The organism is uncultured Proteiniphilum sp., from assembly GCF_937873925.1.
Taxonomy (GTDB): domain Bacteria; phylum Bacteroidota; class Bacteroidia; order Bacteroidales; family Dysgonomonadaceae; genus Proteiniphilum.
On sequence record NZ_CALNAT010000002.1, the window covers coordinates 41,414 to 62,238 of the forward strand.

At 47.5% G+C, this 20,825-nt stretch carries 20 protein-coding genes; 12 read left to right on the top strand and 8 right to left on the bottom strand.

Annotated features, from left to right (window positions below):
- Positions 1 to 12: 12 nt before the first annotated feature.
- The 8 genes from Q0502_RS00225 to Q0502_RS00260 all read right to left on the bottom strand — a co-directional run bounded on the left by Q0502_RS00225 (position 13) and on the right by Q0502_RS00260 (position 6,867).
- Positions 13 to 330, bottom strand: a complete 318-nt coding sequence (locus Q0502_RS00225; protein ID WP_298645771.1) for an iron-sulfur cluster assembly protein — start codon at positions 328 to 330, stop codon at positions 13 to 15.
- 48 nt (positions 331 to 378) lie between these two features.
- A complete protein-coding gene (gene radC, locus Q0502_RS00230) occupies positions 379 to 1,068 on the bottom strand; it encodes a DNA repair protein RadC (RefSeq protein WP_298645774.1) in 690 nt (229 codons plus the stop codon).
- Positions 1,069 to 1,342: 274 nt separating this feature from the next.
- Positions 1,343 to 2,104, bottom strand: a complete 762-nt coding sequence (locus Q0502_RS00235; protein WP_298645777.1) for a YaaA family protein — start codon at positions 2,102 to 2,104, stop codon at positions 1,343 to 1,345.
- Between the two features lie 13 nt (positions 2,105 to 2,117).
- Positions 2,118 to 3,245: an ATP-binding protein gene (locus Q0502_RS00240; protein ID WP_298645779.1), complete on the bottom strand. Its 1,128-nt coding sequence runs from the start codon at positions 3,243 to 3,245 to the stop codon at positions 2,118 to 2,120.
- Positions 3,246 to 3,448: 203 nt separating this feature from the next.
- A complete protein-coding gene (locus tag Q0502_RS00245) occupies positions 3,449 to 4,129 on the bottom strand; it encodes a DUF2461 domain-containing protein (RefSeq protein ID WP_298645781.1) in 681 nt (226 codons plus the stop codon).
- A gap of 24 nt (positions 4,130 to 4,153) precedes the next feature.
- Positions 4,154 to 4,717, bottom strand: a complete 564-nt coding sequence (gene efp / locus Q0502_RS00250; RefSeq protein ID WP_298645784.1) for an elongation factor P — start codon at positions 4,715 to 4,717, stop codon at positions 4,154 to 4,156.
- Positions 4,718 to 4,825: 108 nt separating this feature from the next.
- Entirely contained in the window at positions 4,826 to 6,136 is a 1,311-nt protein-coding gene (locus Q0502_RS00255; protein ID WP_298645787.1) for an NCS2 family permease, read from the bottom strand.
- 17 nt (positions 6,137 to 6,153) lie between these two features.
- Positions 6,154 to 6,867, bottom strand: coding sequence for a DUF5020 family protein (locus Q0502_RS00260; RefSeq protein WP_298645790.1), 714 nt, complete (start codon positions 6,865 to 6,867; stop codon positions 6,154 to 6,156).
- 351 nt (positions 6,868 to 7,218) lie between these two features.
- Between Q0502_RS00260 and cysS the strand changes: the two genes are divergently transcribed.
- The 12 genes from cysS (at position 7,219) to Q0502_RS00320 (ending at position 20,745) form a co-directional block, all read left to right on the top strand.
- The gene (cysS, locus tag Q0502_RS00265; RefSeq protein WP_298645793.1) at positions 7,219 to 8,697 is read left to right on the top strand and encodes a cysteine--tRNA ligase; all 1,479 of its coding nucleotides are present in this window, start codon (positions 7,219 to 7,221) and stop codon (positions 8,695 to 8,697) included.
- Between the two features lie 34 nt (positions 8,698 to 8,731).
- On the top strand, positions 8,732 to 10,066 hold the full coding sequence (locus Q0502_RS00270; RefSeq protein WP_298645796.1) for a sodium-dependent transporter: 1,335 nt from the start codon (positions 8,732 to 8,734) through the stop codon (positions 10,064 to 10,066).
- Positions 10,067 to 10,375: 309 nt separating this feature from the next.
- Positions 10,376 to 11,599, top strand: coding sequence for a 3-phosphoshikimate 1-carboxyvinyltransferase (locus Q0502_RS00275; protein WP_298645831.1), 1,224 nt, complete (start codon positions 10,376 to 10,378; stop codon positions 11,597 to 11,599).
- A gap of 5 nt (positions 11,600 to 11,604) precedes the next feature.
- Positions 11,605 to 12,036 (top strand): phospholipase, encoded by a 432-nt coding sequence (locus Q0502_RS00280; protein WP_298645798.1) that lies wholly within the window; start codon positions 11,605 to 11,607, stop codon positions 12,034 to 12,036.
- A gap of 22 nt (positions 12,037 to 12,058) precedes the next feature.
- A complete protein-coding gene (locus Q0502_RS00285; RefSeq protein ID WP_298645834.1) occupies positions 12,059 to 12,868 on the top strand; it encodes a metal ABC transporter permease in 810 nt (269 codons plus the stop codon).
- A 74-nt stretch (positions 12,869 to 12,942) separates the two neighbouring features.
- Positions 12,943 to 14,580 carry a DUF4980 domain-containing protein gene (locus Q0502_RS00290; protein ID WP_298645800.1) on the top strand — a complete coding sequence of 546 codons (1,638 nt, stop codon included), beginning with the start codon at positions 12,943 to 12,945 and terminating at the stop codon, positions 14,578 to 14,580.
- Positions 14,581 to 14,788: 208 nt separating this feature from the next.
- Complete coding sequence (locus tag Q0502_RS00295; RefSeq protein WP_298645801.1) at positions 14,789 to 16,798, top strand: cell envelope integrity protein TolA; 2,010 nt, start codon at positions 14,789 to 14,791, stop codon at positions 16,796 to 16,798.
- Positions 16,799 to 16,905: 107 nt separating this feature from the next.
- Positions 16,906 to 17,493, top strand: a complete 588-nt coding sequence (locus tag Q0502_RS00300) for a non-canonical purine NTP diphosphatase (RefSeq protein WP_298645836.1) — start codon at positions 16,906 to 16,908, stop codon at positions 17,491 to 17,493.
- Positions 17,494 to 17,499: 6 nt separating this feature from the next.
- Positions 17,500 to 18,561 (top strand): oxidoreductase, encoded by a 1,062-nt coding sequence (locus Q0502_RS00305; RefSeq protein ID WP_298645802.1) that lies wholly within the window; start codon positions 17,500 to 17,502, stop codon positions 18,559 to 18,561.
- Positions 18,562 to 18,691: 130 nt separating this feature from the next.
- A complete protein-coding gene (locus tag Q0502_RS00310) occupies positions 18,692 to 19,201 on the top strand; it encodes an RNA polymerase sigma-70 factor (RefSeq protein WP_298645804.1) in 510 nt (169 codons plus the stop codon).
- A gap of 99 nt (positions 19,202 to 19,300) precedes the next feature.
- Complete coding sequence (locus Q0502_RS00315; protein WP_298645805.1) at positions 19,301 to 20,005, top strand: outer membrane beta-barrel protein; 705 nt, start codon at positions 19,301 to 19,303, stop codon at positions 20,003 to 20,005.
- Between the two features lie 20 nt (positions 20,006 to 20,025).
- A complete protein-coding gene (locus Q0502_RS00320; protein WP_298645807.1) occupies positions 20,026 to 20,745 on the top strand; it encodes a porin family protein in 720 nt (239 codons plus the stop codon).
- Positions 20,746 to 20,825: the final 80 nt, after the last annotated feature.

Sequence of the window (20,825 nt, forward strand, 5' to 3'; positions counted from 1 at the left end):
CCTTAACTCCAATTACATCATTCCCAGTTCCAGCAAGGCCTCTTCACTCATCATCGACCGATCCCAGGGAGGATCGAAAGTGAGGTCGATATCCACTTTATTGACCTCCGGGATCGATTCTACCTTCAGCTGCACATCCATCAGTATAAAATCGGCCGCGGGGCAACTGGGTGAAGTGAATGTCATCTCAATGGTGACATTATTCTCCTCATCGATATCCACATCGTAAATCATTCCCAGGTCATAAATATTCACAGGGATTTCGGGGTCGTACACCGTGCGGAGCATGACCACTATCTTATCTTGTAATGCTTGTAACGCTTCGTTCATAATCTTATTTTCTATTAAACCGGTTAGCCGGCATATTGTTTAATTGCATCAGATGATTCCTTCGTCCGCAAAACTGAAATAACTATCGCCACAGACGATAATGTGGTCGAGTAGCGAAATATCCATCCATTGGGCCGCCTCTTTCAATTTCTTTGTAAGATGCGTGTCCTGCGGACTCGGCCTGCATTGGCCGGAAGGATGATTGTGCCCGAGCACAACCCCTGAAGCATACTGGCTGAGCGCTTCCCGGAGGATCAACCGGACATCGACCACCGTTCCCGAAATGCCGCCCCGGCTCACCTGAATGGTGCTGAGCACCTTGTTGGAGCGATCGGTCAGCAGGGCCCATGTCTCCTCATGATTCAGGTCGGAAAGCAGGGGAAAGAAATACTCATAGGCGATCTTCGATGAAGTGATCTTTCTCCGGTGGGGCGTTTCAACGGCCTTCCTTCGCCGTCCCAGTTCAAGGGCTGCAATTACGGTTACCGCTTTCGCCTGGCCGATACCACGGAAACCACTCACCAGATCGGATACGCTCATCCGGGCCAGCTTATTCAGGTCGTTACCGGCTTTGGATAAAATATGCTGGCTCAACTCTACCGCGCTCTGCTGATCATTGCCCGAGCCGATAAGGATGGCGAGAAGCTCCGAATCGGAAAGTACTGAAGCACCTTTCAGCAATAACTTTTCACGGGGACGGTCCTCCTCCGCCCACTGTTTGATGCTTAACCTGCTCATAACGGCTCACTGAAGTTAGACGATTTCAAATACTTTGGACTATTTCCTATCAGACTTTTTCTCGCGACAATATAATCCGAATAAATTCGTCTTCTGTATTCCGCTTAACGAAAAAGTTTCCGCCATGGCATAATGCAAGCCAGCTCGCTTTCTGCTCATTGGGCTTAACGAAATAGTTCTGCGTTCGGCAAAGCAAATATACAAAGAAAATTCCGATATGGTCAAGTTCCGGTTTCAAATAGTTCTGTTACCCGTCACATAACGTCTGTTCAATTTATCGTACGAACACCCACGTATCCTCTTTCGAAAGGGTAGGATAGAAAAAATATCCTTCGTAATCGAACCCTTTCACTTCTTCGGGGTCGGCAAGCCTGTTTTTGATGATAAAGCGGGACATGAGCCCGCGTGCTTTTTTGGAATGCACCACAATCTGTTTCAAATCGTCATTCTCCTGTTGCAGAAACTGGATGTCGATGATTTTCGCACTTCTCGGCAGTTTGTTTTTCCGGACTACCTTTGCATACTCTTTGGATGCCACATTGATGATGGTCTTATCCCCTTTCCGAAGTTTTTTCGAAAGATACGTATTGACCTTCTCCTGCCAGAAATCGTACAGCGTGTTATATCCCTGCGGCACAATTTTTCGCTGCATCTCAAGCCGGTAAGGCTTAATCGCATCCAACGGACGGACAATACCGTATAATCCGGAGATGATATTGAGGTGCTGCTGTGCAAAATCAAAATCCTCCACAGAGAAATCATGGGCGTTCAGCCCTTTGTATGCGATGCCGTTATATGCCAGCGATGCGGATTGTTGCGGTGTGGACCTGAGATCGAACATCTGGAAGTATCCATATACTTCATGTGCCATTTTGGCACTGATCTTCATTTCCACCGCTATCTCCTTTTCCGGTAATTGCCTGCATACAGCCGCCAGTTCTTTCGTCTTTTCCGGAAAAAGCGGCTTAGTGGATTTTATATCTCCCGCTCCACCCGAAAAATCCATCAACTTGGCAGGTGAAAGAATTATTTGCATATTATTGATTTTATCAAAACCTTCTCACATTTTTCTTAAACCACAATTTAAAAATAGGGTCGTTGAAACTGACGGTTTTACCCGAGATATCGATCAATTCCTTGTTTTCAAGCGATGTTTTCAATCGCCTTATATTGGCCGATGTCCCCAACTGATAACGTACCAAGTTCTCGCTGCGGGTAAATTCGGACGTTACACCCACGGCAACAGCGTAGAGAAAATTAAGCTGATAGGTAGTCAAACCATCTATATACTTAAAATAAAGCATCGAATTTTGATTCAGCAAATCGGTATATGCTGCTTCGAAACCGGCTTCAGTAGCCTTTACATCCGTTTGTACCCATAAGAGCCACGCAAGCTGCTGCACATACGATGAGTGATTCTCCACCGTGAGACAAATTTTTTCCGCAAGTTGGGGTGATATCTGCTTTCCGGTAACTTCAAACCGGCGACAGATAAACGCTATCCAGTCGGCCGTATTAATTTTCTGCAGATAGATTACATCACCGAATTTATAAAACGGCATGCTTTGTTTCGAAAACAATTTAGTCATCAAGTGCTGTTTGCTCCCATAAAGGCAATAGGTTACATCCTGATGCAACTGCCATGCCGACCGCAATTTCCGCTGAAAATAGAGCGCATTGTCAAATTCGGCGATTTGCTGAAACTCGTCCAGACATACCACCATGTGTATGCCTTTTTCCTTCGCGATTTTTTGGGGAAGATTCAGCACCTCTTCATTCTGTTGCTGATTGGAAAAATCGAACGAAAGTGTAAAATCGGTCATCGGGTCGACGCCGAAACTGATCCTGGGAACCAATCCCGACAAAAAACGTTTCGCGTTTTCCACCCATTCTTCCCATCTGCTTGCCGTTTGCTTGATCAACTCGGTGGCATACAGCGTGTAGAACTCTTCCGCGTTACGGCACGCGAATACATCCATAGTGACCACTTTCAGATTCGATGAACGGACATCTTCACTCACTTTGCGCACAAGTGAAGTCTTGCCCCAACGACGCGGCGAAATAAGTATTGTATTCACACCATACCTGAAATTTGCCGACAGGCGCTTTGCGTCTGTTTCACGGTCGGTAAACCATTCGCCCCATGTGGCCAAACCAAAAATAAACGGATTCTCCATGTACTTACCTCCTTTCCGCTACAAAGATAAGTAAAAAGAATTACAAACAACTTTGTTACAAACAACTTTGTTACAAACAACTTTGTTACAAACACATGAATTCCAAAATCGGTTCAAAATAAAATAGTTATCCAAAAAAATCGATAATATTTTTTAGAATTTCAAGTATTAAAAAACATCAAATTTAATATATGCAGGCTCTCTTACCCTTTCGGATTCCGTTCATCTTTCACTGCCCTATTCAAAAATGCATTGAGTGGATATTGGATCTTGCAGAGTTCTATCAACCGGTCGATCAGCCCGTCCTGAAGGAAAAACTCATTTTTGAGAGGATAATAAGTGATAAAGTGTTTGTTTTTCAGCAGGTCGATTTCCTTAAAATCTTTCGGATAGCCTTTTGGCGGATTTTTTAGTTTTTCCTCAGCGGATAGTTCGGGGAAAGTTTTTTTGAATTTGCGGTTATCAAGGATATGCCGGATCTCATCGGGATATTGATAAATTTCGTTCCTGACAGACTCTAACGCGGCAGGATCAGGATTATAAATACCACCGGCAAAAAATGACTCATCCGGCTGTATGTGAATGTAATATCCGGCTAACCGGGTTTTCTTGCCACCATTCCCTATAAAGGCGCTGAAATGGGTCTTATAAGGTGTTTTATCATGCGAGAATCGGGTATCACGATAGATACGAAAGATACACTCATTGGCCGTAACCGTTCCGATACCCGGATCCAGCTGAGCAAGCGGCACAATGAGTGTATCGATAAAAGTTTCAAAGTCGGCCCGGACTTCATTATACTCGAATTTATGCTCGTTAAACCAGTTGCGGTCGTTATACATCTGCAACCGGACAAGAAAATCGAATATACTACTGAAATCCATCCGTTTAAATACTATTTACAATTATTATCTGACACGTTCAACGTATGATCCGTCACGTGTATCCACTTTGATCTTTTCACCCGTATCGATGAACAGGGGTACCCGCACTTCGGCACCTGTCTCTACAGTGGCGGGTTTCAGCGTATTCGTCGCAGTATCGCCTTTAATACCCGGTTCGGTATAAGTAATCTCCAGTACGACATGTACCGGCATTTCGGCGGTAAGGATCGTGCCGCTTTCGGCATGGATCTGCACCTCCACGATGTCTCCTTCTTTCAGGAACCGTACCCCTTCGATCTGCTCTCCCGGAATGGGGATCTGTTCGAAAGTTTCGGTATTCATAAAATTATACCCCATATCATCGCGGTAAAGATACTGGAACGGGCGGCGTTCAATACGCACCTCATCCACCTTTACACCCGAATTGAATGTTTTTTCAAGTATACGTCCCGAAGTTACATTTCTCAGTTTAGTCCGGACAAAAGCCGCACCTTTACCCGGTTTCACATGAAGGAACTCCACGATGAAATAATACTGGCCGTCCAGATCGATGCACATCCCGTTCCTGAAATCAGCAGTTGTCGCCATAAGCTATTTATTGTTACGATTTTATATTGGTTGAGGCCGCAAAAGTAGTCATTTCAAACGACATACACAAGCGAATATACTCCATGCTCACCGGCAGGTGAAAAATAGTTACAGCACATTCATTCCATCCAGCACTATTTTCACAATAAACAGCGCGAAGATAACCCACATGGTAGCCGATATCTGTTTAAATCGTCCGCTCAATGCTTTCAAAAAGACAAAAGAGAGCATGCCGAATACAATTCCCTGGGCGATACTGAAGGCAAACGGCATCATCACAATGGTGAGAAATGCAGGCAACGCCTCAGTCATATCTTCGAAATTAATCTTCACCACGGAAGTAATCATAAACAGGCCCACCAGGATCAGTGCGGGAGCTGTAGCCGAGGCCGGCACCATCAGGAAGAGCGGGGCAAGGAATAACGCCAGGGCAAACATAGCTGCCGTAGAGAGGGAAGTCAGGCCCGTACGGCCTCCTACAGCTACTCCCGAGGCGCTCTCCACATAGGAGGTAACCGTACTGGTCCCCAATACAGCGCCGAAGGTCGTACCGAGCGCATCGGCAAAGAGGGCGCGTTTAATTTGCGGGAAATTGCCGTTTTCATCGGTTATCCCTATTTTCGAAGCTACTCCCAACAAGGTACCTACGGTGTCGAACAGGTTCACGAAGAGAAAGGTGAAGACTATAATCAGCATGTCAAGGGTAAAAATATTGCTCCATTCGAATTGTACAAAAATAGGGGAAATATCGGGAGGAAGGGCAATCAGGTTTCCTTGGGGAAAATGGACCAACCCCAGGACAACGGCAAAGATAGTTGCCGCCGCAATCCCGATAAGGAAAGCCCCGTGCACTTTTTTATAATAGAGCACGCCGGTGAGAATAAGTCCCAGCGAAGCCACCCATATATGGGGGTTAGACATAGCGCCCAAGGTGACCATCGTATTCTCATCCTTCACGATCAAACCTGCATTTTGCAGGCCGAGAAGAGTGATAAAAAGCCCAATCCCCACTGGGATAGCATTTTTAATGGTATTCGGGATACTTTTCACGATCAGTTCCCGTACGTTGAAAAAGGTGAGAATAATGAATATGATCCCTTCGATGAAAACTGCCGTCAGCGCCATCTGCCAGGAGTACCCTAACCCTATCACTACAGAAAACGCGAAAAAGGAGTTCAACCCCATACCGGGCGCTTGCGCTACCGGTAGATTGGGGATAAATGCCATAAAAAGCGTCCCCAGCACGCTGGCGAGCGCCGTCGCGGTAAAAAGTGCAGCCTTGTCCATCCCCGCCGCTCCCAGGATATTGGGATTGACCACCAGGATATAGGACATGGTGAGAAACGTAATGATACCGGCTATGATCTCCGTGCGTACATTGGTCTTATTCTGCTTCAGTTTAAATATTTTTTCCAGCATGATCTTATGGGTTTACATTAAAAATTCCATTTGGTGGCTATCGTGGGAATGGCGTAGAATTTGTCCGCTCCCGCAAAGTTATAGCTTAGTTCAATCTCGCTTCCCAGGGCAAATTGAGATGTAACATTGTACCATATCTGTGGCTCGCTCAACAAAATAAGTTTTTTCCCGGACTCTACTCCCGTACGGTCTTTGTTTTCGCTCCAGAGATCGAAGAATCCACCCAGCGAAAGTTTCCCGCCGGCAAGGGAGGAGTTCCATGTGATAGTCCATTGTGCATCATGGCTCACCTCCTGAAAGGCATTCAGTTTATAGGCCACATACGTACTCATGAAAAAATTGCCCAACTGGAAAGGATAACCGAATCCGCCCAGATAGGAACTCGGTATGGAGAAACCGAAGTTCTTCTCCCTCACCAATCCCAGTCCGCCGTTGTATTCAATGTGGGGCAGCAGGGGAAAGTCGCCGATCTTAAATTCGCGGGCTATTTCAGCATAAGCAAGTCCGGGATTACGTTTATCGAAATTAAAGTCGAAATCCACGAACATAAAAGTGCTTCCCCACTGGTCGGGTTTAAACATCTCGAAGGTGGCGGTCAGGTAATTAACCGGAGCACCCACCTTATCGCCATACAATGAATTACGGGGATCGAAGTGCAATTGCAGGTTCTGCGCCTGGATAGTCCCTGCCACACATAAGATCGCAACGGATAGAACAATGTTTCGTACCATAAAGACTTTTTGTTTTAATATTAAGTTCATTAAAGTGAGACTATTTCCCGCCATGGCAAAGTTCCAGTACACCTGACTTTGCTCATTTGGCTCAACGAAACAGTCAATCAAAAGAAACGGCAAAAATATTAAAAATATGCAAAGTATCCTCATAAGTAAGGCTCTTTTTTTATGTGATTAATTTGTTGAAAGATTTTCATCCATTAGTGATTAGCAAATTATCAGATTTACTGATTAATAATCATCCTATCAACAAATTATTAGCTCAATCCCTCTTTATTCTTTACTCTTTGTTCTTTATTCTATTATAATTTGTATTTTTGTCTTTCTTAAAAAAAGTCATCATTCATTATGAGCGAAGAAAAGGAAAAAAGGTTGACCATTTACAACACACTCAGCAGGACGAAAGAACCCTTTGAACCGCTGCATCCCCCTTTTGTGGGCATGTATGTGTGCGGACCCACTGTCTATAGTGATGTGCATTTGGGGAATTGCCGCACCTTTATCTCCTTCGATATGATATACAGGTACCTGCTCCACCTCGGCTACAAGGTCCGCTATGTCCGCAACATCACCGATGCCGGCCATCTGGAGGGCGACCGTGATGAGGGCGACGATAAGTTTGCCAAAAGGGCCAAGCTGGAGCAGTTGGAACCGATGGAGATCGTACAGAAATATACCCTCGGATTTCATGAGGTATTGGCGCTCTTCAACACGCTCCCCCCCAGCATTGAACCGACGGCTACCGGACATATCCTGGAACAGATCGAGATGATCAAAAAGATCGTGGCCGAAGGGTTTGCCTATGAGGTGAACGGTTCCGTCTATTTCGATGTGGAGAAATACAGCAGGGAGGACGATTACGGCCAACTCACCAACCGGAAGCTGGAAGACCTGCTGGAAGGTACCCGCGATCTGGACGGACAGGATGAAAAGAGGGGACGGCTCGATTTCGCCCTCTGGATCAAAGCCAAACCGGAAACCCTCATGCAATGGCCATCGCCGTGGGGATGGGGATTTCCCGGATGGCATATAGAATGCTCGGCAATGAGCACCAAATACCTGGGTACTACCTTTGATATACACGGGGGCGGAATGGATCTCCAGGCAACCCACCACACCAATGAGATCGCCCAATCGAAAGCCTGTAATCATACGGCGCCTGCGAAGTATTGGATACATACCAATATGCTTACCGTGAATGGAGCCCGAATGTCCAAATCGGCAGGTAACGGCTTCTTACCCGGAGAACTGTTCAGCGGCGACCACCCTCTGCTCGAAAGAGGCTATACCCCAATGACCGTCCGGTTCTTTATGGCGCAATCGCACTACAGAAGTACGCTCGATTTTTCCAACGAGGCATTGCAGGCAGCCGAAAAAGGATACAAAAAGCTCATGGAGAGCCTGTCGATCCTGGAGAAACTTCCACCCTCGGCATCCTCTTCGGTGGATATCTCCGGACTGGAAGAAAAATGCTATGCAGCCATGAACGACGATTTCAACAGTCCCATACTGATAGCCCATCTCTTCGACGGGGTACGTATCGTCAATTCCGTCAACGACAAAAAGGAGACCCTTGCCGCCGCCGATTTGGAGGCGTTGAAGAAACTGATGCGCACCTTTATTTTCGAAGTACTGGGATTATGTGACGAGTCAAAGAGCATGGGTGGAAGCGATGTGATCGGGGGACTAATGAATTTGATCATCGATATCCGCAGAACAGCGCGGGAAAATAAAGACTGGAAAACTTCCGATAAGATCCGTGATGAACTGAAAGCCATCGGCGTGGAGATAAAAGACACCAAAGAGGGTGTGGAATGGAGAATTTAAAAGAAAACACAAGGAGTAAATAAAACATCTACATATGTCTGAAAAACGAGCGACATTCGCCTCAAAGATCGGAGTGGTGGCCGCTGCCGCGGGATCAGCCGTAGGTCTGGGTAATATCTGGCGTTTTCCGAGCCAGACAGCCGACGGCGGGGGCGCTATCTTTATCATGGTATACATCGGTTGTATCTTGTTTTTCGGCATACCGCTCATGGTGAGCGAGTTTCTGGTGGGACGAGCCTCACGGGCCAATACCGCGGGCGCTTATCGCAAGCTGGCACCCGCCACACAGTGGAAATGGGTGGGTAGACTGGGTGTGCTCACCGGATTTGTCATCATGGGATTTTATATGGTCGTGTGCGGCTGGACGCTTGTTTATTTCTTTCAGTCGCTTTCAGGGCATCTCTATGGGGTCACCGATTTTTCGGCAAACTTCACGGACCTGCAGAACAATCCCGCGAAACAGATCGTCTGGATGATCATCTTTACACTCCTGACCGCATTCTTTATCCTTTTTGGTGTGAAGAAAGGGATTGAACGATCTGCAAAAATAATGATGCCGCTGCTCTTCCTGCTCCTTCTTGTGCTGGCCATCCGCGCCGTCACGCTCGACAACGCCGTCCAGGGCCTGGATTTTCTTTTCAAGCCCGATCTGTCACATGTAAAATCGACCGTATTCCTCGATGCAATGGGGCAGGCGTTCTTCTCCCTCTCCCTCGGCATGGGATGTATGATCACCTATGGCTCCTATTTCAATGACAACACACCTCTTGTAAAAACGTCGGTACAGGTATCCATCCTCGATACGCTGGTGGCTGTTCTTGCCGGCGTAGTCATCTTTCCGTCGGCATTCGCATTGACTACCAACCCCGGAACCATTGTGGACGACCTGGTAGCCGGCGGTCCGGGGCTCCTCTTTATTACACTGCCTGAACTTTTCAATCAGATGGCAGGATCCATGATCTGGAGCGCTCTTTTCTTTTGCCTGCTGGCACTGGCTGCGCTCACCTCTACCATTTCACTGATGGAGGTGGTAACGGTATACCTCCACGAAGAATATCGTATCTCGCGCAGGAAAAGCACCCTGCTGGCTACTGTCGGCGTGATCATTCTGGGTACCTTCTCCTCTTTCTCGTCCTCTTTCTTCAATATTCTCGATGTTTCTTCCGCTAAAATAATGTTGCCGGTAGGCGGCCTTTTCATCTCTCTCTTCGTAGGCTGGTATCTCGATCAGAAACTTGTATATGTGCAACTCACCAATAACGGGAGACTGAACTTCGGCACCGGATTCCTGAAAACCTATATAATCCTGTTACGATATGTGGCTCCCCTTGCGATACTGGCCATTTTTATCTATGGACTGGCCGGATAACGGACCAACTTCCCATCATAAGAAAGGCATTCCCTTGAAACGAGCATGAGAATTGTTCACACACAAGAAGATAATTAAAAGCGAGTTCCATAGGGTACCTTTGAACTTTTTCGATAAGTGAATACAGAGGCAAAACAAGTTTTGACTATGTTGAGCGCAGAAAAAGTATAATGAAAGAGAAAATAATAGTTTTACATATGAAAGAGAAAAAAGTTTAAATCAATTAAAACAACGTAAAAGCGAAAATAAACCGCTCAACCTTCGCTTTAAAATACTATTTTTGTATCACTATTTCACACCAAAATGCCACTGCAGTATAAAATATTTCCGCCCGAGGCCCTTCGCACCACCGTGCACCTTCCTGCATCCAAAAGTATGAGTAACAGGGCGCTCATCCTGAATGCCCTGAGTTTAAGCCCGTATCCGATCCAGAATCTGTCCAACTGTGAAGATACGCAAGTGCTCATAGACGTATTCAATTCCCAATCCAACGTGTTCGACATCAAGGCAGCCGGAACTGCCATGCGCTTCCTGACAGCTTTTCTGGCCGGAATGGAGGGTGAATGGATCGTCAAGGGTTCTAAACGGATGCATGAGAGACCTATCCATCCGCTGGTGGAAACGCTCATTGCCTTGGGTGCCGAGGTCGACTATATAGAAAAAGAGGGGTATCCGCCCCTGAAAATAAAGGGTAGAAAACTGAAAGGAGGAGAAGTCTATCTCTCGGGCAATATCAGTTCGCAATTCATCTCTGCCTTATTGATGATAGCCCCCCTGATGGAAAACGGACTGGTAATGCATATCGAAAAGGAAATTGTGTCCAAACCATACATCCACCTTACTCTCAGCATGATGGAGAAATGCGGTGTACAGGTCAAATGGGAAAACAACCATATCACGGTGAAACCGCAAATATACAATGCGGTGAAATTTGCGGTGGAACCGGACTGGACTGCCGCTTCGTATTGGTATGAGATGACCTCTCTCATTCCCGGCGCGGAAGTAACACTAAAGGGATTGGAGAAGAACAGTCTTCAGGGCGACGCCAATGTAACCAACCTGTTCAGCTATCTGGGTGTCACTACGGAATTCCTGCCGGACGGCATCATCATCAGGAATACAAAAAAAAGGACCAAAAAATTTTTCCACGATTTTGTGAATGAACCTGACTTGGCACAAACTTTTGCAGCCACCTGTTGTTTTATGGGAGTACCGTTTCTTTTCTCCGGGATCCAAAGCCTGAAGATAAAAGAAACTGACAGGGTAGCCGCACTGATCAACGAACTGAAAAAGTTAGGCTATCTGCTCAAAGAAAACGGGAAAGGGATGCTCGAGTGGGACGGGGAACGTTGTTCCCCTGAAAAAGAACCCGCCATCGACACCTATGACGACCATCGGATGGCGATGTCCCTGGCTCCGGGTGCCATTCTATCCGGCTCACTCATCATCAATGATCCCAAAGTGGTATTCAAATCCTACCCTGATTTCTGGAACGACCTGAAACTGGCGGGGTTTACAATTGAGGAAAGGTAATTATTATGCAAAGTTTATTTCTTTTTACAGGTATTATACTCTTTTTCATACTGGCGCTTACCATCTCCAACTATTTGCAACGCAAGAAAGGGAACGATAAGCCCCGCGAAGCAACTCCCCCTGCCTTGGATCTGGGTGGAAGCGGCTGTTGCGGCGCACATGAAGTGTGTGAGCGGGACAGTTTGATCGCTGCTTTTGCAGAGAAACCGGAATATTTCGACGATGAGGAGCTCGATCAATATGCATACCGCGATTCGGACGGCTATGCTGCCAATGAAATAGATGAGTTCCGGGAGATCTTTTATTCCGTACTCGACCAAGAAAAGCCTCGCTGGGTAAGGAGTCTCTGTATGAGAGGCATCTCCCTCCCCGATCAGTTGAAAGATGAGGTACTGATGATCGTCAATGAACTGAGGACCGAAAAAATGCACGCCTGATGTCGTTGAACGGATGAATATCATCGAACTCCTTGACTACCTTTTTTTTCGCAATGCTCTGTTAGGCAGCCTTTTTGCAAGTATTGCCGGAGGGATAATCGGCACCTATGTCGTTACAAAAAGACTGGTATTCATTAGCGGCGGTATCACCCATGCCTCCTTCGGAGGATTAGGAATAGGTTTCTATTTCGGACTGTCTCCCGTTTTGTCGGCTATGGCCTTCTCTATCCTGTCGGCATTCGGTATCCAATGGCTGTCCCGGAAGCAGGGAATACGCGAGGATTCGGCCATCGCGGTCTTCTGGTCGCTGGGAATGGCCATCGGGATAGTACTCACTTTCCTCACGCCCGGATATGCCCCCAACTTGTCGGAATACCTTTTTGGGAATATCCTTACCATCACCCGTAGCGATATTACAGCTCTGCTCGTTTTATCGCTGATCCTGATGCTTTTTTTCATCCTGTTTTACCACGCGATTGTTTCCGTGTCTTTCGACACCGAATTTGCCAGGACACGACGTCTCCCCACGCAGTTTATCGAGTATGCCATGATGTTTTTTATTGCCATTACCATCGTGCTGAGCATCCGGCTGGTGGGAATTGTCCTGCTGATGTCGTTGATCACTGTACCGCAGATGACGGCCAACCTCTTCACGGTAAACTATTCGAAGATGATCTTCCTGTCCGTTCTGTTCAGTTTTGCAGGATGTGTGGCGGGGTTATTGCTCTCTTACTATCTGAATGTCCCCTCCGGCGCATTCATCATCTTTGTCCTTATCATGATATTCTTTATTGCCAAGGCAATAAAAGCCATTGCCGGGAAACCCCGTTAACAGATTGCCTCGCCGGCAGTTCTTTTTCTCCTTCATTTCCCATTTTACAAAAAAATAATTACCAAAAACAGAGTATGATCCAGCGACTTGTATTTCTTGTCATCTCACTATTGACACTTATCCCCCCCTCTGTTGCCGACACCATCACAATAAAAGCAGCAAAAAAATACCTGAATATTCCCGTTTCCCATGCCGTTCAACGGGAAGTAATGGAAATCAAGGTAGACGGCAGGATAGAACGATTTTTCGAGATCCGTTTAGCGTCGGAGAAACCCGATTATTGGGTCTTTTGCGATATCTCGGCATTCAAAAGCAAAACCGTCAGCATCTCTTTTCCATCGCCGGGCAAAGGGTTATCCCAAATCTATCAGTCCGATGAAATTGCCGGACAGGACAGCCTGTATGGAGAAAAGAACAGGCCGCAATTCCACTTCTCAAGCAGAAGAGGATGGAATAACGATCCCAACGGCCTCCTCTATTACCAAGGAGAATACCACCTCTTCTACCAACATAACCCTTATGAACGGGAGTGGGGAAATATGCACTGGGGACATGCGGTGAGTGAAGACCTGATCCACTGGGAAGAGCTTCCCGTAGCGCTTTACCCGGACGAACACGGTACTATGTTTTCCGGTTCGGCCGTGATGGACTATCACCACAGCGCAGGATTCAATAAAGGAGGTGAACCGGCCATGGTGGCTCTATATACCGTTGACAATGCCGACAGGCAAATACAGTGCCTCGCCTACAGCCTGGACAAGGGACGCACATGGACCAAATATGCACACAATCCGGTGATCGACTCAAAAGAGAAGTGGGGCAGCAAAGACACACGCGACCCTAAGGTATTCTGGTATGAACCCGGCAAGAAATGGGTCATGGTCCTCAACGAAAGGGACGGACACTCCATCTACAATTCCACCGACCTGAGAGAATGGATATTCAAAAGTCACATTACAGGATTCTGGGAGTGCCCGGAACTGTTTGAGCTCCCTGTGGATAATGACGTATCCCATAAAAAATGGGTGATGTACGGAGCTTCAGGCACTTATATGATCGGAAGTTTCAATGGTGAAGAGTTTATTCCTGAATCAGGCAAACACTACTATACCACCGGTTCAGGCTATGCGGGACAAACATTCAACAATATTCCGGAATCCGACGGCAGGCGTATCCAGATAAGCTGGGGTCGTATTCCCGCAGCAGACATGCCTTTTAACATGCTGATGTTGCTGCCGACCGAATTAACGCTACGCACAACCCAAGGGGGGGTCAGGCTGTTCAGTTATCCGGTTAAAGAGGTGAATCGACTGGTCAATAAAAACAAAAAGTGGAAAAACCTGAGTACCGAAGAAGCAAACATAGCTGTTAATGAATTCCGCGATGAATCTCTGTTGCACATCAGGCTCACTTTAAGTCTCTCACATGCTACGGGAGCAGGCCTCGATTTCAAAGGACAAACCCTGTTGAATTACGACATGAATTTCAACACGGTCAATGGTGTCTTCTATTCTCCCGACAATATGACCAGTATGGAGATTTCAGCGGATATTTTCATCGACAGGACCTCTGTGGAGGTCTTCATCGATAACGGTGCATACTCCTGCTCTTTCGAAAGAAAGACAGCAGACCCGGAGAAAGGATTCAACTTCTGGGGAAATAATATCAGAATCAAAGAACTTGAACTGTCTACGCTCCTATCTATCTGGTGAAAAAGATATCCCGTTTGAAAAGGTTTATCCGAACCCGGATGTCAAAAATTAAACAGCAGCCAAGGGAATACGAAACAATAAAATCCTTTTTTTCGAGTTAAATAAAAAGATAATTACTCGGAAAAGGAGATCACCGGTGTTGTTGAAAGAAAAAACAGAATTGATTTTTTTGGTATATTCATCTGCTTGCCGGCATTGTTGTGAGCAGTTGAAAGAAAAAACAAGCTCCATCCTTTGGGGAGTGGCCTGCCTTGTTCTTTTTACGGGATGTTCTGCCGGAAAGAATACAACCGGCACACGCGCCTACCATGAACTCACCACACGCTATAATATCTTTTTCAATGCCGAAGAGGCTTATTATGAAATCCTGAAGGAGAGATCGGAAAACTTCCGCGAGGATTATGCCGAGGTACTTCCTTTTTACCCCTCCACCTCCGCTGCGGAGAAGCCGGTATCCGGCGGACCTTTCGACCCGGTGATCGACAAAACCGGGAAAGCCATCCGGGAGCACTCCATAACGGCAAAACCACGCCGCGATCCCACCAAAGCCCCTTCACAGGAATACCGCCAATGGCTCCGTCGGGACGAGTTCAACCCGTTCCTGAAAAATGTATGGCTGCTGCGGGGGAAGGCCTTTTTGCAAAACGGGAATCATGACCAGGCGCTTTCGGTATTCTCCGGGATGCTGCGTCTCTTCAGCTATGATACCGGCCTGACAGATGAAACGGAGATCTGGCTGCTGCGGACATACGCGGAGATGGGAAGAACATACGACGCGGAGAAAACAGCCTATGCTTTAAAAAGCAAGAGGTTACCCGGGCACCTGGAGAAACTGTTCAATGAGCACTACACATACTTCCTGATCCGGAAAAAGGAGTTTGCAGAGGCGATCCCTCACTTGCGGAAAACAATAGAGAAAGAATCCGATTATTCCCGAAAGAAAAGATTACAATTCCTTCTCGGGCAGATCTACGCGATAACCGGAGAAGAGGGTAAAGCCTGCCATGCTTTCGAAGAGGTGAAAGGGATCCGTACCCCTTTCGAACTCACACTGAACGCCACTATCTGGCAATCAGCCCTGACATCGGGGGGGCAACAACATACAATAATGCGCCGCCTGAAGAAAATGGAGCAAAAGATCAATGATACGGATTCACTCATGTTTTCCAATCAACGCTACCGGATCTACCTGAAGACCGGCAACGATTCGCTGGCGCAGGCTTTCCGCCCCCCCGAACCGGACAATGATGCGGCAAAGGAGACAACAACGGCAGCAGCCGTCACTGACTCAACCGCCGGGAACCTTCAGGGCATAGAAAACACTCCTCAACGCTTGTCACAGGGAAGAACCCTGGCAGAAAATGCCGCTTTACACAGGCAGTGGCAATCCCGAAACGGGCTATGGCAATCCCGGCCAGCCGGCTCAACGGAGTCAACAGAGTCAACAGAGACGGGAAAAGATAAGATGGCTCCATTCAGCGCCAACCGAAATGGTCCGCATTACCTCCTGCTTACCTTTACCCCGGGCTCGGCTGATAAGAACCGTCTTCTCTTCACAACGGCGGACTTCAATTTTTCCCATTTCAAACTTCGCAGGTTCAATTTCTCCTACATTTACCTGTCGGCATCGGAAGCACTTCAAATAGAGCCTTTCGGATCATTTGAGGAGGTATCCCGATATACGGAGATGATGCGCTCCGATTCCCTTTTCCGCACTGCCCTTCCCGTGGGGATCACCCCCGTTATAATTTCTGAAGAAAATCTGAAGACCCTCCGGTCGGGCGAGAGGATGGATGAATACAACCTCTTCTATGCTGAAAGCATAGCGCCTGTGCAGAGGCCCTTTCAACCGGTAAGGAGAGATGAAACGGCAGAAATTGAAGAAAAGAGCGCGCCGGAATCGGAAAAGATCGTATCTTTGAAGACCTCCCCGGCCACAATCCCGGAACAGAAAGAAGTCCCCGCTCAGCCGGAGCCGATTCCTCAGGTTGAACGGGTAACACCCGAAGCATTGAAACGGAGGCTCGAGCAGAATGCCGCCAAAGCATTGCAGCAACAGCAGGAAACAACACCCCGCAAAAGCAGGGAAGAGTTGCTGAAAGAGCGGGAACAGCAGCGGGAGAAAAGGATCCGGCAAAGAGAACGGGAGATGAAAGAGAAGCTCCGAAAACGCGAAGCGGCCTTGAAACAACGCGAAAGGGAAAGGGAACTTCGTTAAACTAAATGAGCAGAGGATAAGCTTGCTTATACCATGCCATAGATAGAAAACGACTACATTTATTGAAGAGAAGAGAAGAGAAGAGAAGAGAAAATAAAAGAACAGCAATGAGAGAAATGGTTTTTGCCACCAACAATCAACATAAACTCAACGAAATCCAAAAAATTACGGCAGGAAGATTACGGATTTCCGGCCTCGCCGATATCGGCTGCCACCAAGAGATCGAAGAGACGGGCAACACCCTGGAAGAAAATGCGCTGATCAAGGCGAGATTCGTCAGGGAGAGATATGGTTACGACTGCTTCGCAGATGATACCGGTCTCGAAGTGGAAGCACTTGAAGGCGCACCCGGCGTCTATTCGTCACGGTACGCGGGAAATGGCTGCAACCCGGTGGACAATATGGATAAATTACTCACGGCATTACAAGGGAACAAAAACCGTGCGGCACAATTCCGCACGGTGATCGCGCTGGTCATCAACGGAAAAGAGCACTTTTTCGACGGAATAATCAGAGGGAGGATCATCGAAGAAAAGCGGGGTTCGGGCGGTTTCGGATACGACCCCGTTTTCATGCCTGACGGCTACGATCAGACCTTCGCCGAACTGGGCCACGAGGTAAAGAACAGCATCAGCCACCGGGCGCTGGCCATGGAGAAATTGGTCGATTTTCTTTATTCTTACAATTTAAAATAATAACCTATGTCAACCAACATTCGCACAGGCATTATCGGCTACGGACTCTCCGGCCGGGTATTTCATGCTCCTTTTATAGATGTAGTAGAAGGATTCGAACTTACGAAGATCAGTACATCCGACCCTGAAAAAGAAGCGCTTATTGAGGAGCGGTATCCTATCACCGCAGTCGTACCCGACGGGAAAGGAATCATCGACGATCCTGAGATCGATCTTGTCATTGTCACTTCGCCCAATACCGACCACTTCCGCTGGGCGCGGGAAGCGCTGCTGGCCGGCAAGCACGTGGTAGTGGAAAAACCGTTCACGGTAAATGTGGACGAAGCCCGTGAACTGATCGAAATAGCAAAGCGGCAACAAAAAATCCTCACCGTCTATCACAACCGTCGTTTCACGAGCGACACCAAAACGGTGAAAAAATTGCTCGACAGCGGTCTCCTCGGCGAGATCATTGATTACGAAACACACTTCGACCGCTACCGTACCGATCCCCGTCCAAGAGGTGCATGGCGTGAAGAACCGCTACCCGGCTCGGGTATTTTTTACGACCTGGGCTCCCATCTGATCGACCAGGCACTTTGGTTTTTCGGTATGCCGGAAGCGGTGACGGCCGCAATCAATATGCAACGCCCCTGGGCAAAGGCGGACGACCACTTCGATGTGCGGCTTCACTACCCCACCTTTACCGCCACCCTGAAATCGGGGATGATCTGCCGTATTCCCGGAGCTACCTATATGCTCCACGGCACGAACGGATCGTTTGTGAAATACGGACTCGACGTGCAGGAAGCTACGCTCGACGGTGGCGCCAGACCCGAAGGAAAAGATTGGGGGCGTGAACCCGAAAATATCTGGGGCACCATCAATGCCGATTACAAAGGGGTGAAAATTCAAGGGAAGATTGAGAGTGAGCATGGCGACTACCGTAATTACTTCATCAACCTCCGCGATGCCATCAATGGTACAGCGCTTCTCGCCGTCAAGCCGGAAGAAGCCCTCAATGTAATGCGGATCATCGAACTGGCATTCCGCAGCAGCCGCGAAAAGAGAACAATCACAATTGAATAATCGTTTAAAAAGTGGATCATGAGATCCGATGCTATAAAACTGGAACTCATCGAATGGCTTGTCCGGCTTGAAGATTCAGAGGTTATTTAATTTTGATTACTTTTGTAACTCGTTCCATTGCTGATTGCCGATGAGGAATTTAGAAAAACAGTTTTCCGGATATTTTCATACCTATTACCGTCCGCTTTGCCTGCACGCCCTGCATTTCATGGGGAATGCCGAGGAAGCCGAGGATATCGTGCAGGAAACATTTGTGAACCTGTGGGATAAAAGGGAGCAATTAGAAACGATCAGATCGGTAAAATCGTATCTCTACACCGCTGTTCGAAATAATTGCCTGACCCGTATCCGCGACGCAAACCCCACCACTTCGCTCGACATGCTCCCACCCGACGAACTGCTTTCGGAGGAAGAACAGGTGGAGCGCGCCGGGATGGAGTCCTGCATCTGGAAAATGATCGATGAATTACCGGAACGCCGCCGCAAAATTTTTCTGCTGGCAAAACGCGACGGAATAAGTTACAAAGAAATTGCCGAACAAACCGGATTGTCCGTCAAGACCGTTGAGAACCATGTATTTCGCGCTATGCAATCGCTTCGCACCAAAGATATCAAAACCTGGCTTTTCTTTTTTACGTGAAAATTTTCACTTTCGAGTGAGGGGTTTTGATTTTTCTGCGTCTTAGAGTAAAAGGTATTTGAAAAAAAAGAAATAAACACTTTTTAATTATTTACATCTATGAAACGAATCTATTCTATCGTGCTTGCGGCAGCCGTTATTTTCGGACTGTCCCCGGTGACCGTCCTCGCGCAGGAAAAAACGTCGTATGAAGTGGAGTATCAAACCCCGCAAGGTTACAAGGATTTCCGCTTCTCAATCGGCGGCGGATACGCTTTCCGCCTTGGTAAAATTGAGAAAACAGGCGATACCAAGGTTGATGACCTTAATAAGAAGTTACGCCACGGCTATACCGTAGACGCCGACGCGCAGTACTTTTTCAAGGAAGGATGGGGGCTGGGGCTCAATGTCAACTATTGTTCCTCTTCCACTTCCGGGAGCAATATTGACATTCCGGAATATGGAAATGCCAACAGCTACAAAGAGTCGCAAAATGTGCTGTTCGTGGGGCCTTCGTTTGCAGGACGCAACGAAACCGACAGATTCCTGTTGGTGTCTTCTTTCGCGATAGGACCGATGTTCTACATGGACAAAATGACGATCGACGGCAGGCTGCTTGACGGCACCAAAACCACCATGGGGTTCAACGCCGGTGTGGCCGGGGAATACAAGCTGAATGCTAAAACGGGCATCGGGCTTAAGTTGTCTTATACCCTCGGCACCATCAATTCAATCAACCTGGAAGGGCAGAACGTGGAATATGACGAACCGGCCAGCATATCCAACCTGATGGCAACCGTTTTCCTGAGTTTCCGCAGTTGGTGATAGTATAAATAAAAATCGTTATGACACGAAAATCTATTTTCGTTCTCTTGTTATTGTCCGTCATGGGTTTTTCCGTGCGGGCACAGTTCAAGGCAAGCTTGAAAGCCGGCCCCGACATGTCGAATATGTCCATGACACTCAACGGGGTTGAAACGGACATCTTTTCCCCTCGCATCGGTTTTCATACAGGCCTCGCGGCAGAGTATATGTTCAGTCGCCGCTTCGGCCTGGAAAGCGGCCTGAACTATTCCCGCCTTGGTGCGACCATTAACCCCGACAGGTATTATCAGGGAAGCGAACTGCCGGAAGGGTTTTCTATGGAAGGCCATGTAAGCATGCAAACGCTGGAACTCCCGCTCTACGCGAAACTGAAGTTCAGATTGTTCCCCGGCATGCAATTCTTTCTGGCAGGGGGCGCGTTCGGGAGCTATTCACTCAAAGCGGAACAGTATGTGAAGCACTCCTGGGAGGGAGATTATATAAAAATGAAATGGAGCCTTTTCGAACCGGAGATTCAGGTAATGGGAGAAACAGAAGACAATGTGCTGATGCTGCAGCGTTTTAATGTCGGCATTGCTTTGGAAAGCGGAGTGGAAATCGGGAACCAGTTAACCGCTGGTATCGGCTTCCGGCAGATGCTGAACAATATGGCCGCTTTCGGGTATTCGGTAAACGGTCAAACCGCGAAGCCTGATATTACCATGTGGACCCTCTCCTTCTCGTTGGGGTATCTCTTGTAGAACGATTGCGGAACGCCCGAGTGTATGATGATCCTGCATTAGAATATTTCCTCTCGCCTACGTTTAAATAAGAATCCGAT